Source organism: Pediococcus damnosus (assembly GCF_001611155.1).
GTDB lineage: Bacteria > Bacillota > Bacilli > Lactobacillales > Lactobacillaceae > Pediococcus > Pediococcus damnosus.
The window spans coordinates 1,353,878-1,370,945 of the sequence record NZ_CP012294.1 but is presented as its reverse complement, the minus strand read 5'-3'; the positions used below and the strand labels follow the sequence as shown (position 1 = coordinate 1,370,945).

The following is a 17,068-nucleotide window of genomic DNA, read 5'->3' as shown; positions in this document are numbered from 1 at the left end:
TCATCACTAATCCTTTACATTTGCCGAATCAAACGCTTTGTCAGCTTTCTTCAAAGTTGCCGTAATATTTTTCGAATCACTCATACCTTTAGATTGGTTTACACCTGTTTGTGTAAGTACTGCAGTCATGTCAAAACCATCTGGATAATAGTGATCAGGATAATTTACAACATTACCACTAGTAAGATACGATGAAATTCCTTCAAGAGAAGCGTCTTTCTGTGCAACTCCTTTAATTGCGGAAAACGAAAATTGTTGTTTATTATATAACTGCGAATTCTTTTTACTCATCAGAAATTTAACAAATTTCTTGTCAGCAGCCTGAACCTTTGATTTCTTGGAAATTGCAAAAGCAACGTCAATACCTGATGTTACTTTATTTTTACTACTATCATTATTAACTGGCATCTTAAACATATCCAATTTAATATTTTTCTTTAACTGTTTGGCCTGTGGAATTACAAAGTTACCATTAATCATCATAGCGGCTTTTCCTTCAGCTAAAGCTTTCGTTCCATCATTGTATGATGTACCCATGTAATCTGATTGGGCATATTTACAAAGTGTCAAATACTTTTGCATAACACCTTTATGTGAACTGAGGAACGTTGTCTTATTATCAAGTCGTTTATTAATCCATGAGCTGCTAATCATGTTTGAATCTAATTGATTGAAAACACCCATTGTTGTCCAACTATCTTGAAAGGGCATCTCAAATGGAGTAATTCCATGAGCTTTTAACGTTTTTGCATCTGTAATTAATTCGTTCCATGTAGTTGGCGTTTTAGTAATTCCAGCCTTAGCAAAAAGTGTCTTGTTATAAACAATACCAGATGCATTGGTTGCATAAGGCACAGCGTCCAACTTGTTCCCTTTTGAAATTGAAGTAATCATTTTCTGATATTCAGGCATTGTTGTCTTCGTGAATGACTCACCGCTTAGATCTTCCAAAACTCCTGCTTTTTGTACTTGTTGGTAATTTACGTCTCCGCCAACTGCCATAACATCAGGAATTGAATTTTTGGCAAGATCAGATTTTAAAACTGTTCCTGCATTACTTGGAGATGATAATTGCACTTTAATATTTGGATTCTTTTTCTCAAATTGAGAAATTAATTGCTTATAAGTACTTGCATTTTCCGTCTTAGTTGAGAAAAACTGAATTGTTGTTGATTTGGATGACGAACTGCCACATCCGCTAAGTAATAACGATAATGAAAGCATGCTTGCCAATCCAACTAATAATTTTGTACTCTTCTTCATTTTATTTTCCTTCTTCACTAGAATTTTTCATTGCATTTCCAAACTACTTTTTTCGACCCCTACAGTCATTTCCACTTTTTCATTTTTTTCATAAACAACCTCCCTCGTATTATATATTTTGAAACTTTGTTTCTTACTATTCACTACTTAGATGCTGCGTGATATTCTCTAATTGTTCATTGGATTTAGGTCCAACTGGTATAGGCTTTCTCCCCTTGTAGTTTATCTACGTTTTAAGCGTGCCGCCCAGACAATTCGAAACACCGCAAACCACAAGCTGTAGCGATTAGAGTGATTCGTGTTCACTCGCGTGACACGCAGCTGAATCACTTAATCTAGTCTACTTATATTGCGAGGATGCCCGTTAGAATTGGAATTAGGGAACATCACGCAGCACCTAAGCTTATCCAATTAATTCACAATGAAAGGAGGTCCTTATCCTATGAATTTATATTTAGGTATTGATGTTGGTAAAAATAAATTAGACTTTTGTGCTTTAGATTCGGATCAACGTTGTTGTTTTCAAGGTGAAACTACTAATGATCTCAATGGCGCCATTAAGATCAAACAGACGGTCCTAACCGAAACTCAAACGCATCATTATGAAAAAATCACAGCTGGTATGGAAGCTACTTCTGTTTATAACTTTCATCCAATGACTTTTTTGGCCGAAGATAGCGAGTTACAAGCCTTAGGCTTATCGGTAATTACCATTAATCCCTACACATCACATCACTTTAGTCAGCTCTTTAATGACGGTAAAACTGATGCAATTGATGCCAAGCAATTAGCCGATTTATTGCGTGTAGAACCACTTGGAACCCCTGTTGCTCGCCAAGAAAATTATGTTGCGCTGCAACGTTTAACCCGTGAACGCTATCACTTGGTTAAACAAATGACCGATTCAAAAAATCATTTTTTGAACAACCTCTATTATCGTTGTAATACTTTAGAACGAGAGTTACCCACCTCAGTTTTTGGCTCAGCTATGATGACCCTAATTACTGATGAAGAGTTAACCTTGGACGAGGCAGCGGCGCTACCTCTTGATGAATTAGTGACACATCTTCAACAGTTAGCCCACGGTAAATTTGGTGATGCCGAAGCCGTTGCTAAAGCCATTAAGAAAGCAACTCGTTCTTCTTATCGTCTATTAAAAGTCGTAACAGATTCTGTTGATGAAATCTTAGCGGTCTATGCTAATGAAATTCGGATGTTAAAAAAACAAATCCAAGTTTTGGATAAAACAATTACACAGATATCAATTGTTTAACTAGTGTTCCCGGTATTGGTCCAGTTTATGCGGCCGGTATTGTGGCAGAAATTGGTCAAATTGAACGTTTTCCGGATGAAAGCCATATTGCCAAGTATGCAGGTCTGGCTTGGTTACCACATGAATCAGGTACGAGTGTTCGTCAAGCTACGCCACGAACTCGTAAGGGTAATCAATATCTTCGTTATTATCTAGTTGAAGCTGCCAATTCGATAAGACGTTATGATATTACTTACCAACGCTATTACCACAAAAAATATGAAGAGGTACCCAAGTATCGTCATCGTCGAGCTATTGTCTTGACGGCACGAAAGCTTGTGAGATTGGTGGAAGTCTTGCTTAGAAACCATCAATTTTATATACCACCCAAAGTGGTATAGCCTTCGAGTTTACGATACTGAGTCCCTTCTTAACCCGCTAAATTAACTGTTTTAGTGGGCTGGGGAAGGTATACTCTCAAGAACTAATTAATAATAAAAACAAAGTTTTTTACATACTTGACTTATCACCACAAGGCTTAAATCATTTAATCCGATGTTTTTCTGAACACCTTTATTGTTATACGAAATCATAACGGTTGCAACCGCTTTCTTAATGTTACCGTTAACACTTTTCTTTTATCTATTTTCAATAATTACAGGATTTTGATTTATTTGTATAACCCCATGCTTCACTTTCACGTCTGAGCCGTCTATTAGATTAGTATATAAACCATCTTCAAGTTTTACTTTTGCTACACCACTTTGACTTTTTAAAGAAAAAATACCAATCCTAACTTCCTTTTTTTGTGAGAATTGAACTTGAACAATATCGTTTTGCTGGCTTGTCAATTCATACTTACCAGCAACTTGTATTCTATCCTGCTTCAACTCATGCATTTTTTTAATTAAACCAGAAAAATCCAAGTTAGTATTCCAATGGATTTTATCATCCTCAAATAATGACGGTGTATGCTTTACTCCATATTCTTGCCCGGCATAAACTAACATCGCACCCTTCTGAAACTCAGAGAATGCTGTCCAATTCAATAAATCATTTTCATTTTGAATAAGTTGATGTGCTCTTAAATTGTCATGATTTTCTAAATCACGCATTTTTATATAATTATATGGATATGCAACGTCCTGCCGATTCAACACGTTCACATAATCAGCCAATGTCGATTTTCCTGACAAATAATCATGCCAATCCTGATCAATATCGTAGTCATAGGCCATATCAAAGGCCCGATAGATCTCACCATCCGATGAAATCCAGAATCCTTTGCTACGAATTTCACGAATATAATCTCCACCCGTTGATTCTGCTAACCAAACTGTATCAGGATTAGTTTTGGCAACTTCTTTACGGGCTTCCAGCCAAAATGGCAAAGGTACTTGTGGGGCTACGTCACAACGAAAACCATCCACAATTTTCGCGTACTGTTTTAAAGTTTCAATCTGATAACTCCATAAATCATGATTACTATAATCAAGCTCCGCCACATCAGACCACTCAGGATTTTTGTTATACAACTTTCCAGTCTCATCATGTAAGAACCACTCTGGATGGTCTTTTAATAAAACTGAATCTCGCGACGTATGATTGTAAACAATATCAATCATCAGTTTCATACCGGATTGATGAATTTGATCTGCTAAATGCACTAAATCATCCCAAGTTCCTAACGCCGGATCCACTTTTCGATAATCTTGAATTGCGTATGGTGACCCTAATTTCCCTTTGCGAGCCACTTTGCCAATCGGATTAATCGGTAACAACCAAATAAAATCTGTCCCTAAAACTTTAATTCTGGGAAGATCCTTCTCTAATGCTTTCAACGTTCCTTCTTGCGTGTGATTTCTCACAAAAACACTATAAATTTGTAATTTGCGTAAATCTACACTTGTTTCATCTGCCATTTGCTAACTCCTCCTGTTTGCTTTGTTATTTCTCCGTCAACACAATACTGCCGCCTGCATCCATCGTTACAACGTTATCAACCAACGAATTCGCCTTGTTAGATAAAATTGTATGAATAATTTTAATTGTTGGAATATGATAGGTTACTGATTTATCTCCTAAATTAACAACCACAAATCCTTTTATCCCATCAAGTTCGCGCTTGTAAGCATAAACGTCCCTTTCCGTATCCAATAACACATAACTGCCTTCAGAAAACAAAGGAAGTTTTTTAATTTTCAATACCGCTTGGTAAAAAGCCAGCAGTCCTTCGCTATCAGCGATAGAACTTTCGGCCGTGACTGCATTATGATCGGCCCAATTCCACGGATGATGGTTTGAAAAACCAACGTATTTCCCAACTTGCCATTGAAATGGTCCACGAGCCGTCATTTCATCCTGTTGATTTAACAACTGCAGAATTTCTTCATCAGGATAATCAAGATTTTGCAATAATTGAATTAAGTCCAATGCCCGCTGATCATGAAAATCCTTCAGTTTCTTATACTTTAAGTTGCGCATACCAATTTCTTCACCATAATAAATAATTGGAATTCCTCGTTGCAAATACATGACAACCGCTAAAGCTTTAGGCATATCCAGATTGTCTTCACTAATATTCAAACGATCCAAAACTCTACTAATATCATGATTCCCCCAGGTTAAAGCTGGTAAACTAATATTTTTTAGCACCGCTTCCCAAACTGAAAAAGTATCTTTCAGTTTTTCAGCATCTAACTGACGAGGTTGAAAGAATTTGGGAATTTGCGGATCTTTCGTTGGATAGATTTCCCCATAGTTGTCAGAAGTTACCACCATGTCGCACCCAGGCTGATCTGGACGCGTATATTCAGCTGCCTGATAGGCATCTGCCGAAGAAGCCTCTCCAAGAAAAAATGCATCTGGATGATCATTTTTAACAAGCTTAATAAAGTTTTGTAAATTAGTTTTTACATTAGGTAAGTTCGCATAAAGTGACGAATCAATTGGAAATTTTTCATCTTGATTAAGAATGTTTTGTTCAAAATTAGCCTTAGCAATATGAATGAATGCATCCAGCCGAAAGCCATCCACACCCTTATCGATCCAAAAATTAGCAATATCTGCCATTGATTTACGGACTTCGGGATTTTCCCAATTCAAATCAGGCATCTTTTTATCAAATAAATGACAATAATATTGCGAACCACCGTTTGGATCTGGTTCCCACATGCTACCGCCAAAAAACGATCCCCAATTGTTTGGTCGTTTGCCATTATTCTCGCCCCAAATATAATAATCGCGGAAAATACTTTCTTTATTTTTTACAGCATCTTGAAACCACGGATGCTGGTCCGACGTATCATTGATTGGCAAATCCAATATCAAATACATGTTACGTTTATGGATTTCAGTAACCATTTGTTGAAAATTATCTATATTTCCAAGTATGGGATCAATTGCAAAATAATTTGAAACATCATATCCATTGTCAATTTGAGGCGAAACGAAAATCGGATTTAACCAAATTGTATTTGCCCCTAACTGTTGAACATAATCCAGTTTTTCCGTAATCCCAGGCAAATCACCCACACCATCATTATTAGAATCTTTAAAACTTTTCGGATAAATCTGATAAATCACTGCCTTTTCATACCACTCACCCATCACAATCTCTTCTTTCTGAAAGCCTTTTCATTAACAGCATAAAAAATAAGCCTCACAATTGCAAGGCCCATTGGCAATGTTATCGATAACATTATTTTGAACTGTCTCGAACGGTGCCACCCATACTAATTTTGGGTTCAAACATGAGTGACCCATCCTTATCAATATGATTGACAATTTTATTAAGCAATTTTTCACCACAAGCCATTCCCATCTCAACGATAGACTGTTTAACCGTTGTAATCCGAGGAAAGGCCACCTGGTTCAAAAATACGCCATCAAATCCAGTTACCCCATAATCTACGGGAATTAGTCCTCCACAACTTTCAATACCGCGCTCTGCTCCAAGTGCAAGCCGATCAGACGCGCAGATAAAACAAGTGTCGGGACCGAAATCATCCCAGTTCTCAATAATAAATTGTTGAGAAAGATGACTATGATTATCAAATCGATGGATTTCAGATACCATTTGATTCTCTTGAATCAGCTGCAGATAGCCAGCTTCTCGTGAATACTCAAATGATTCATGACTATCCATCCCAATAAAAATAAGTCGCTTGTACCCTCGTTTGACAGCTAATTCAGAGATCATAAAAGTTCCAGCCTTATTATTTGTATCCACATAATCAAAGCCAAAACGATTTTCGCCAAATATCACGACCGGTTTCTTTAAATTGCCAATCCAATCAAAATCTTTTTTACGCATGCCAGTCACTACGTACCCATCACAATTTCCAATATCAAAGTTTCGGCGGGTAACCAACTGTAATGAATATTGCTGGGCATCCAATGCACGCGCAATTCCGATCATTAAATTCATATAATAAGGTTCCGTCGTATCAATATCCTCGAGTACACAAAACTTAATAATCTGAGTACTATTATTCACGAGCGCTTTTGCAGCCATGTTAGGATGATAATCTACCTCATGCATCGCTTGATAAACGAGTTGCTTCAAATCATTCGTAACTTTATCGGGGTGATTGATTACTCGTGATACCGTCATTTTTGAAACATTAGCTAATTTTGCGACATCATTTAAAGTTGCCATTAAACTTCTCTCCTCACCGAGTAATTCATATGTATTCATGATCATTATACCAAGTAAGCCCTTGCAAAACCGCTTTATTTTATGTAATTTCTTATTTTCACGTAACTACTTCATATAATAGGAAAAAATGTGCTACTCTTTTCAGAGACCTTAGTGGCTTATTTTTTATAGAAGCAGGTCCACAATTGACTTAAAATCATTAATTGAAAGAAGTGTAATCTCATTTTGAAAAAAATATTAGTTATTAATGCCGGAAGCTCATCATTAAAATGGCAACTTTTTAACATCGACGATCTGTCTCTTATTAACAAAGGTGTCATGGAACGGATGAACACACCGGAAGCTATTTTCACAATTGTGCGCAACGGCGAAGACTTTACACAACAAATCAGCAATTTAACTTACAAGCAGGGTATTGAGCTTTTGTTTGATCAACTTAAACATCTCCACTTAATCGATGCTGTTTCCGAAATTGCGGCGGTCGGTCACCGAGTGGTTGCGGGTGCAACAATTTTTAAACATCCTACTCAAATCACTTCAGATAACATTGGTAAACTAAAAGCGCTCAACAAATACGCACCCCTTCACAATCCAGTTCAAGTTGAGTGTATTGAAACCCTCATGGATGTGCTGCCAGACACCACGCCACAAATTGCGGTTTTTGACAGTCAATTCTATCTGAATATGCCTGAAGAAACTGCTCTTTATGCGATTCCGTATGACTACTCCAAAAAATATCATATTCGTAAATATGGTGAACACGGTATCAGTCATGAGTACGTGTTGCACGAAACGGCAAATTTTCTCAAGAAAGACTATCATGACTTAAAACTAGTCACCTTGCATCTAGGCGGTGGTGCTTCAATCACAGCCAGCCAAGATGGCAAACCATTTGATACTTCAATGGGCTTCACACCTCTCGAAGGTCTTCCAATGGGCACGCGATCTGGCTCTGTTGATCCAGCGGTTGTCCCATTCTTAATGAACGAGCTGCATATGACCGCCGACCAAATTATCGACATCTTCAATAAAAAATCTGGTCTCTTAGGTGTTTCCGGAATTTCAGCTGACATGCGCGATATTGTTTCAAATTCAGCAACCAATCCACGGGCAAAACTGGCTTATGATATGTTTATCAATTCAGCCGTTAAATATATTGGCGGCTATTTCACCGAAATGGGCGGCTTAGATGTTATCACCTTTACAGCCGGCATTGGTGAGCATCAGGCTTCTCTCCGAACAGATGTAATTAATCGCTTAGCTGTTTTGGGGATTAAACTTGATGAAAATCGTAATCAGAATGGTAAGGGCCCTCGCGTTATTAGCTCAGACGATTCTTCTGTACAAGTATTAATGATCCCTACAAATGAAGAATTAGCCATCGCTAGATCTGTTAAGAAATTAACAAATGAACCAAAGGGTGAATAGTTTTAGTATCATCTGAATATTGCCTTTTCGGTAAATTTAAAAAAGCGCGAAAAATAAAAAATGACAAACTGTTATTTAAAAATATCAGTTTGTCATTTTTTCATTTTTTAACAACTTTAGCAGATTTTAGTAAATAGTTTCCACAATAGGTAAACGCTGCTGCCCCAGCAATCCCAATCCAAAACTTATCAGAAAAATCACCTTGACGAATTTGGTTAATCACGACACCAATTAAACCAAGAATAATTAAAGCATCTAATACTAATAAAATAATCGTCCAAATCTTCATAACCTTCGCCTCTTATGCCTATTCTTCTTCATTTTCTAATGATACGCTTTCTTGCTGCTCATCCACTTTCCGCAAATCTCGCATCGTTTTGGTAAATGACACGATCAAAACGGCAACGGAAGCCAGCCAAGCAAGTGGGCTTGCAAAACAGGCCCCAATAAAACCGAACTGAGGCACCAATACAACCCCAACAAATATTCGCGAGACCAGTTCTGCCACGCCAGCCATTGTCGGCGCAAAGCTTCGTCCTAATCCCTGCAAAGCATATCGTACCACAAAAAGAATAGAGAGTAAGAAATAACTTGTACTGACAACCAAGAAATAAGTGTGTGCCAGATGAGTAACTTGAGGCGCCGAATTCCCAATAAAGAGGTTCACTAACGCATGACTATTCAGAATAATCACAGCGGCAATCACAATACTAAACGATACCGTTGCAATCAAGCATTGGCGAATTCCCACCAAAATTCGGTCATAATTTTTCGCACCATAATTTTGAGCCGTAAAAGTGGCCATCGTAATTCCCAATGAGACCATCGGTTGCGTAGCTAGAGAGTCAATTTTACCAGCTGCCGTATAGGCCGCAATTGAATTTGGCCCTAATTGATTCAATGAAACCTGTAAAATAATGGAACCAATCGAAATAATTGAAGATTGAAATCCCATCGGCATACCAAGTTTCAGCTCGCTTTTAATCATTTCTTTATCAATTTTCATATCTTCCCGACTTAAACTTAATTCGGGAATTTGTCGCCTGATATACAGTATACATAAAACACAAGAAAGTAGCTGAGCAGTAACAGTTGCAATTCCAGCCCCAGCAATTCCCATATGCAGTCCGATAACTAAGACAATATCTAAAACAACGTTAGTAATTGCCGCAACAATCAAAAAGAAGAGCGGTGCTTGACTATTACCTAAAGAACGCAGCATATTTGCAAACAAGTTATAAAACATCGTAACCGATAAGCCCATAAACATAATCCCAATAAATGTTTCGGCGCCATCTAACAGAACTTTAGGTGTTTGCATAAGGACTAATAATGGCCGGGCCAACGAAACTCCGATTATGGTAAGGACGATACTCATTGTTATGCAAATCCAAATACTACTCGCAAAACTGCGCTTTACACTTCTGAGATCACCATTTCCAAACTCCTGTGCGGTTAAGATCGAGAGTCCAACCGTCATTCCTTGCGCAAACCCGATAATCAATCCACTTAATCCAGAGGTTGCACCAACGGCGGCCAGTGCATTTACACCAACCGCACGCCCCACGATTAGAGTGTCCGATAACGTATAAATTTGTTGGAAAATATTTCCCAAAAATAATGGAATACTAAAGACAATAATTCCTTTGATTGGATTACCCTTAGTAAGTGAATATTCCATTTTACGCCTCCTTAAAACCATCTTTTTTGATTTTAAATCAATTTCTGAAATTATCAATTAAGTTTATATTATAACTAGTCGCCCCCTAATTACAAAGAATAGAACTACCTTTTTTAGTTTATCCACAAACCGAAGTTATCTATTAAATCGTGTTTCAGAATTACAAAAGAAAATTACTCATGGATATTGTTACTTTTAATGTATAACACGAACTATTTTTACAATTAAAAACATCAAATTACGTGTTTTGAGTAGATTTCTTCTTTGAAATCGTTTATGCTATACGTACATCATAAGAAAAGAGGAAAATCATGTCAAAATTTTTCGAATTGGAAAAGAACGGTACCACTGTTTCTACAGAAATCACTGCCGGAATTACGACTTTCTTCGCGATGTCATATATTTTATTTTTGAACCCGCAAATCCTTAGTCAAACTGGAATGCCGGCTCAAGCTGTGTTTTTAGCCATGATTATTGCTTCTGTCACAGGTACCCTTATTATGGGACTCTTTGCTAATGTGCCTTATGCATTGGCACCTGGGGTAGGTTTACAAGCCTTCTTTACATATACCGTCGTCATGTCACTTGGCTTTACATGGCAAGAAGGCCTGGCTCTCGTGTTCTTCTGTGGGGTGATCAATATCGTGATTACCATTACCAAACTTCGGAAAATGCTAATTACAGCCATTCCCAACACCATTCAACTTGCAATCAGTGGCGGGATTGGTGTTTTCATTGCTTATCTAGGTTTAAAGAATGCTAACATCCTTCAATTTTCTAGTGATTCAAGCAGCATTGTTTCCATTAACGGCCAAGCCTATAACTCAGCCGTTACTCATTTTACACATGGGGTTACTAGCGTTGTCACAGGTGGTGGCATTACCCCGTCAATGACTTTGTTTAACAATCCAAGTGTTGTCCTGGCCCTTATTGGAATTACCTTAACCATCATATTACAAATCAAAAAAGTTCCAGCAAGTATTTTAATCGGAATTATTGCCACAACCATCATTGGAATTCCAATGGGCGTCACAAATTTACATATTTCAGATGCTAATTCCCTCGCAAACTCAATCGGTGCCTTGAAAACAACTTTCTTGGCGGCTTTCTCCTCTAAAGGAATGGGGTCGCTATTCAGCGATAGTCATCGTCTTATCCTAGTCTTTATGACGATTCTTTCTTTTAGTTTGTCAGATATTTTTGATTCACTTGGCACCTTTATCGGAACGGGCCGGCGCACCGGAATTTTCTCAGCAGAGGATGAAAAAGATCTCGAAGCTAAGCCGGGCCTTTCCTCAAAACTAGATCGCGCATTGTTTGCGGACTCCATTGCTACTGGAGTTGGTTCCCTATTCGGAACTTCGAACATTACAACTTACGTAGAAAGCTCAGCTGGAATTGGTGCCGGTGGTCGGACCGGTTTAACAAGTGTTACAGTAGCCGTTTTGTTCTTGCTAAGTAGCTTTGCGTCTCCATTGCTCTCAATCATCCCCAATGCTGCCATCGCCCCAGCATTGATCATTGTCGGCATCATGATGATGAGCTCTTTTCAGGACATTAATTGGAATAGCTTTGAAGAAGCAGTTCCTGCATTCATGGCATCCATCTTTATGGCGTTTTGCTACAACATTACGTACGGAATTGCCGCTGGCTTCATTTTCTACTGCATCGTCAAAACTGTCACTGGAAAGGCCAAGGAAGTGCACCCATTGATTTGGATTGTATCTGCACTCTTTATCCTCAACTTTACCGTATTGGCCATCGCTTAAATATTAAATCTCATAAATAAAAAAGCTCGTTCAGCAATTAAGGAAAGTTACGTTTCCAATTGCTGAACGAGCTTTTTAAGTTAGTTTGAAAAGTGTCTAAAAGACACGTTTTAAATCAGTTTTTATTTTAGTACCAGCCGTTTGCTTGCCAGAAGGATTGGGCAGCTGACCATGAACCGTAACGTGATGCTACGTATGAGTTAGCAACCTTTTCTTGGTTAGCAGCTGAGTAATCACCATGCAAGTATGATGAGCTCAATTGATATTTACCAATGTACTGACCGTTAGTAGCTGAGTATGAACCGCCTGATTCTTTGTTAGCAATCCATGCCTTAGCTGATGCGTCGCTACCACTTGTTGTAGATGTAGTAGTCTTGCTTGCGGTATTTGAACTTTGTGTGTTTGTTGACTGACTCTGTGTTGAACTTTGAGTAGTCTTTGGTTGTGATTGTTGTGTCGAAACAGAACTGCTTTGTGTGCTTTGTGGCTGTGTTTGTTGTGTTGATGCAGAACTGCTTTGTGTACTTTGTGTTGGTGTGTTATTTTGTGTGCTAGCAGCTGGTGCAGCTTGTGGCTGTGCTGCTGCCTTAGTTGTGCCATCGCTAATTACTAATTTTTGACCTACGTAGATTACGTCGGCATTTGAAATATTATTTGTGCTTGCCAAGCTTTGGTAATTTGTATCTTGTTTAAATGCGTATTCAATGCTTGAAAGTGTGTCGCCAGACTTAACCGTATATGTTTCGTCGGCGCTTGCTGCTGTTGTTAAAGCAAGTGTGCCCAAAGTAATAGTTGAAAGAAATGCTACTGTATATTTCGTAAATTTATTTAGTTTCATGTAAGTAAATTCTCCTCTTATTTTTTGCCATTTGTTAACCAACGTTTGCTATATTACAGCCTTGAGTTTTCAAGGGGGTTTCACGAATATATCTATTTTGCTATTTTTGTAATCTTTTGTAACCTTATTTCAATGAAAAACGCTTTCTACCCCATGGTTGAGCATTTCTTTACCTTCAATTGCATTACAAGATAAAACAAAAACAACCCATAAAATGGATTGTTTTAAATTGAGTTTAAAAAACTCGGATTAAATTTTCGGTTTTTCGGCTTAGTACCAGCCGTTTGCTTGCCAGAATGATTTAGCAGCTGACCATGAACCGTAACGTGAAGATACGTATGAGTTAGCAACCTTTTCTTGGTTAGCAGCTGAATAATCACCATGTAAGTATGAAGAACTTAATTGGTATTTACCAACATATTGGCCGTTTGTAGCTGTATATGAACCGCCTGATTCTTTGTTAGCAATCCATGCTTTAGCTGATGAATCACCGCCATTTGTTGTAGATGTAGTAGTCTTGCTTGCTGTATTTGAGCTTTGTGAACTTGCTGTGTTTGTGTTAGCACTTTGTGTCTTTGCTGATGAGTTTTGAGTTGTTGAAGCGATGCTCTTAACAGCTGGAGTTGATTTAACTTCGCTCTTTGTAGCAACCTTAACTTCGCCATCACTCTTGATTAATAATTTTTGACCAACATAGATCAAGTTAACATTTTTAATTTTGTTTGCTGTTGCTAATGCTGAATAATCATTATTTTTGTTTAAATCGTATGCAATACCTGAAAGTGTATCGCCAGATTTAACAGTGTAAACTGAATCAGCATGTGCTGCTGCAGTAATTACAGTTGAACCCAAAGTAACTGTTGATAATAATGCTACTGAAAATTTTGTGATTTTGCTTCTTAATGTCATAAATATATACCCCTCGTTTGTTTAAGTTTTTGTTTGTTATTTAATTTATGTGTATCATACTACCCTCCGTTTTTTACAAAAGTATTTCAAAAAGATATCGATTTAGGGTATTTCTGAAATATACTGTAATTCAATAACTGGATAACCGCCGTGAATCCCGTTGTTATCAAATTGCTTAAATGACAAAATTGCTTCTAAAATAATTAAAAAATTGAATTTTTTTAGAGATCCCCCCTCTTTTGATCATTTATTTACTATATTTACCGGGATTTACGGCAAAATTCATTCCAAATTAGACAAAAAAATAGCGTAGATTTTCTCAAAATGAGATTTCCACACTACTTCCAACTAATTGCTAAAGGTTGAAAACACAAAACTTACTTTTAAAAGTAATCCCACAACATTGGCGATTCTGAGTGCAAAGCATTGCCTAAATTATGAATTGAATCAAGGCTTCCAGTAATGGCACCAGTTCGTTTCAAATAGTCTAATTGTCGATAGCCCATGAATGCCTTTGTCAAATTTTGAACATTCAAATGAATATCCGCCATATTTTGCTCATTGTTACTAAGTTTTTCAAAGTTTGTCCCGTTCACGTTAACTTTCAGACGCCAAATTCCATTATTTTGTGGAATTAGTTCATCTTTAACAGCTAACCGTACTGTTTTTACTTTCTGCATAAACGGGTAATCTGCAACAAATTTTTGTAGGTCAATAATTCGGGCCATCATATAAGGACGAATTCGAACATCTACGGTATCTGGATTTGCCATCACATCTGGATAGCCCTTTGGATCACCATTTGCATACTCAAATTTGGCAAACATTGACTCATGTTGGCATATAAAACGTTGCAAATACTGATAACTAAGTTGATTAGTATACATAAGTTCTTGGATTTTAAACGTATCACCTGAAGGCTCATAGATCACATACCCAGAAGCGTTTTTATCATCTTCCAAATAAACGCCTACTTGCCATTGTGGATGTTTCAAACACAGATAGTTCCACCACCAAGGATCACGTTTTACCCCACCATTACGGCTCTGTTCATTGTTCTCATAAACTTCATCAATCAACGCAATTGCATCAGCAAGTGGCAACCTTATAAAAGTCCCACGCTCTTCAGATAGTTTAACTCGGGGCAAATCAGTATTTTTAATTTGATAAATAGCACGATCAAACACTTCTTCATAACCAAATCGCCGATAAAAATCATAAGAGAAAGGTGCCAGATAAGAAAGTGAAACTCCATCGTCTCGCATGTCCGCAAAAGCTTGCCGCATTAAATCCGTGATGGCACCATGCCCACCAAATTCAGGATAGCTCATGACATCCCCAATTCCATTCATCTTATAAGTAACCCCATGAAAATTAATCTGAAATGGAATGCTTAACATCCCACTACTTAATTTATTTCGATGGTGAATCCCATAGGCCTGTGAGTGTTTGTAACGATTATCAAAAAATGCTCGTCGCTCTTCACTATCTTGATTATTGAACGCATATAAATAAAGATGATAGAATTCATCCAAATCTTTTTCACTTAGTTTCACAACCTCATTCATTACTAGCACCTCCACATTTATTTTTTCACTTTATCACGAATCTTTGCAATATAAAAACCAAATCCGGCAAACATTACGATTCCCACAACGTCGATCAAGCTCTGTTGTGAAATAAAAGTGGTGGGCAAAAGTGTAGTGATTACCACTAATAATCCAATGATAACCGCACCAATAATTCCTAATAAAATAATCTTTCCTGGTTTCATAATTTATTTTTCCTTCTATATTAATACTAATTATGCAGCAACTTTAGCTGTTTCCTTTTCAACCATCTGTTTTTCAGCTACTTTAAAGAATGGATAGTAGGCAGCTGCAGCAATTACCAATTCGACTGCGGACCAAACACCAGCTCGCCAATCCCAACCAGTTGCCATTAAGGGACCGATAATTGGTGGCATTGTCCATGGCACCATTGTAACAGCTGGTCTTACCAAGTGAAGCGCCATTAATCCATAAGTTCCCACCGCAAGAATCTGGGGAAGCAACACGAAAGGAATCAACGTAATTGGGTTCATGACAACTGGAAATCCAAAGATAACAGGTTCATTAATTTCAAATAGGGCACTTGGAAAAGCAACTTTTCCTAATTCCCGATACGTTTTACTCTTGGAAGAAAGCATCCAGAACACCAACATAATTGTGGCACCAGTTCCACCAACGTTTACAAAAAGACTGGAAAAACCAGTTGAGGTGATGTATGGAATTGGCTGATGATGCGCCCATGCAATCCCATTAGCCGTTACAAACTGAAGAAAAATAGGATCTGCAATTCCTTCCAGAGTCATATCCCCATGAATACCACCGACCCAGAGTAGACTAACTAATAGTGTATAGAACATAATTCCTGGCAAACTGTTCATTGCAAACAGTAAAGGATGGAAGATATCTTGAATAAAAACATTAATATCGAAGTGAAGTGGTACCCGAATGGTCCAGAATAAGAGTAGAACAACAAATCCTGGTACTAGAGCGCTGAATGAATGGCTGACCGCATCAGGGACCCCATCTGGTAATTTAATAACTAGATTACGTTTAACAAAGAAATTTAAAATTAAAACAGATGCAAAAGCACAAATAATAGCAGTAAATAACCCAGTTGAAGCAAAGTTGGCCGTGTCTAATACGTACTTATCATTGAAAGAAACAATCACAAAGGCCATCGTCGCCAATCCAGCCCCATTAATTGCATCAAGGTCAAGATTCTTAGCCAGTTCATAACCAATTCCAATGACTGACAGCAATGAAATAATCCCAAACGATCCATTTACAGCAACCCCAATGGCCCCCATATATGGTTTCATAAAGGCTGTCCAAGCCGGAATTGGAATATTTCCGATAATCAAGAATACAGAACCACTAATAACTGCCGGTAACGTCATAACTAACCCGTTACGAATCGAAACCAGATACTTATTGTTCCCAACCTTTGCTAAAGGCGGCATCAAAACATTTTGAATCCAATCCATAAACTTCTTCAAAATAATCACCCTCCCATAAATTAATTACAATATCAGTATAAGTTCTCCATTTGTAAATGTAAACCTTTTCATAAGAAAATTCTCTAATTATTAGTAATATTCATTATATTGCGAGTGTATTCTGATAAATATATTCGTTTTCATAATAGGTATAGACCTTTTAGCCCGCTTAAGTATTTTCTCTAATCCTCTCCGTTCTACTGCTCAGCAACCCGATTTATG

13 protein-coding genes and 1 pseudogene are annotated in these 17,068 nt (G+C 37.6%); 3 read left to right on the top strand and 11 right to left on the bottom strand.

Translation table 11 applies throughout. From position 1 onward, the window contains the following. Positions 1–6: 6 nt before the first annotated feature. Positions 7–1,263, bottom strand: a complete 1,257-nt coding sequence (locus tag ADU73_RS06385; RefSeq protein ID WP_046871574.1) for an ABC transporter substrate-binding protein — start codon at positions 1,261–1,263, stop codon at positions 7–9. Positions 1,264–1,705: 442 nt separating this feature from the next. On the opposite strand from ADU73_RS06385, the pseudogene ADU73_RS06380 reads away from it, so the two are divergent. Next, positions 1,706–2,916: pseudogene (locus ADU73_RS06380) on the top strand (IS110 family RNA-guided transposase). A gap of 237 nt (positions 2,917–3,153) precedes the next feature. Here ADU73_RS06380 and ADU73_RS06375 read toward each other — a convergent pair. The 3 genes from ADU73_RS06375 to ADU73_RS06365 all read right to left on the bottom strand — a co-directional run bounded on the left by ADU73_RS06375 (position 3,154) and on the right by ADU73_RS06365 (position 7,175). Next, entirely contained in the window at positions 3,154–4,437 is a 1,284-nt protein-coding gene (locus ADU73_RS06375) for an alpha-amylase family glycosyl hydrolase (protein ID WP_062913305.1), read from the bottom strand. A gap of 25 nt (positions 4,438–4,462) precedes the next feature. After that, entirely contained in the window at positions 4,463–6,124 is a 1,662-nt protein-coding gene (locus ADU73_RS06370; RefSeq protein ID WP_062913304.1) for a glycoside hydrolase family 13 protein, read from the bottom strand. A 91-nt stretch (positions 6,125–6,215) separates the two neighbouring features. Continuing rightward, a complete protein-coding gene (locus ADU73_RS06365; RefSeq protein WP_062913303.1) occupies positions 6,216–7,175 on the bottom strand; it encodes a LacI family DNA-binding transcriptional regulator in 960 nt (319 codons plus the stop codon). A gap of 225 nt (positions 7,176–7,400) precedes the next feature. Here ADU73_RS06365 and ADU73_RS06360 point away from each other — a divergent pair, with 225 nt between their 5' ends. After that, a complete protein-coding gene (locus tag ADU73_RS06360; RefSeq protein ID WP_046870637.1) occupies positions 7,401–8,603 on the top strand; it encodes an acetate/propionate family kinase in 1,203 nt (400 codons plus the stop codon). 100 nt (positions 8,604–8,703) lie between these two features. Here ADU73_RS06360 and ADU73_RS06355 read toward each other — a convergent pair whose 3' ends face one another. Further along, the gene (locus tag ADU73_RS06355; RefSeq protein WP_056986222.1) at positions 8,704–8,892 is read right to left on the bottom strand and encodes a hypothetical protein; all 189 of its coding nucleotides are present in this window, start codon (positions 8,890–8,892) and stop codon (positions 8,704–8,706) included. Between the two features lie 18 nt (positions 8,893–8,910). Beyond that, on the bottom strand, positions 8,911–10,284 hold the full coding sequence (locus ADU73_RS06350; protein WP_056986223.1) for an MATE family efflux transporter: 1,374 nt from the start codon (positions 10,282–10,284) through the stop codon (positions 8,911–8,913). 311 nt (positions 10,285–10,595) lie between these two features. On the opposite strand from ADU73_RS06350, the gene ADU73_RS06345 reads away from it, so the two are divergent. Beyond that, entirely contained in the window at positions 10,596–12,053 is a 1,458-nt protein-coding gene (locus tag ADU73_RS06345) for an NCS2 family permease (protein ID WP_046870635.1), read from the top strand. Between the two features lie 127 nt (positions 12,054–12,180). On the opposite strand, the gene apf (ADU73_RS06340) is transcribed toward ADU73_RS06345, so the two are convergent. The 5 genes from apf (ADU73_RS06340) to ADU73_RS06320 all read right to left on the bottom strand — a co-directional run bounded on the left by apf (ADU73_RS06340) (position 12,181) and on the right by ADU73_RS06320 (position 16,855). Continuing rightward, positions 12,181–12,891, bottom strand: coding sequence for an aggregation-promoting factor (gene apf, locus ADU73_RS06340; protein WP_046870634.1), 711 nt, complete (start codon positions 12,889–12,891; stop codon positions 12,181–12,183). 270 nt (positions 12,892–13,161) lie between these two features. Further along, complete coding sequence (gene apf / locus ADU73_RS06335) at positions 13,162–13,800, bottom strand: aggregation-promoting factor (protein WP_046870633.1); 639 nt, start codon at positions 13,798–13,800, stop codon at positions 13,162–13,164. 383 nt (positions 13,801–14,183) lie between these two features. Then, the gene (locus tag ADU73_RS06330; RefSeq protein WP_062903889.1) at positions 14,184–15,368 is read right to left on the bottom strand and encodes a GNAT family N-acetyltransferase; all 1,185 of its coding nucleotides are present in this window, start codon (positions 15,366–15,368) and stop codon (positions 14,184–14,186) included. 17 nt (positions 15,369–15,385) lie between these two features. Next, positions 15,386–15,574 carry a hypothetical protein gene (locus ADU73_RS06325; RefSeq protein WP_046870631.1) on the bottom strand — a complete coding sequence of 63 codons (189 nt, stop codon included), beginning with the start codon at positions 15,572–15,574 and terminating at the stop codon, positions 15,386–15,388. A gap of 30 nt (positions 15,575–15,604) precedes the next feature. Then, positions 15,605–16,855 carry a PTS sugar transporter subunit IIC gene (locus tag ADU73_RS06320; protein WP_226996025.1) on the bottom strand — a complete coding sequence of 417 codons (1,251 nt, stop codon included), beginning with the start codon at positions 16,853–16,855 and terminating at the stop codon, positions 15,605–15,607. Positions 16,856–17,068: the final 213 nt, after the last annotated feature.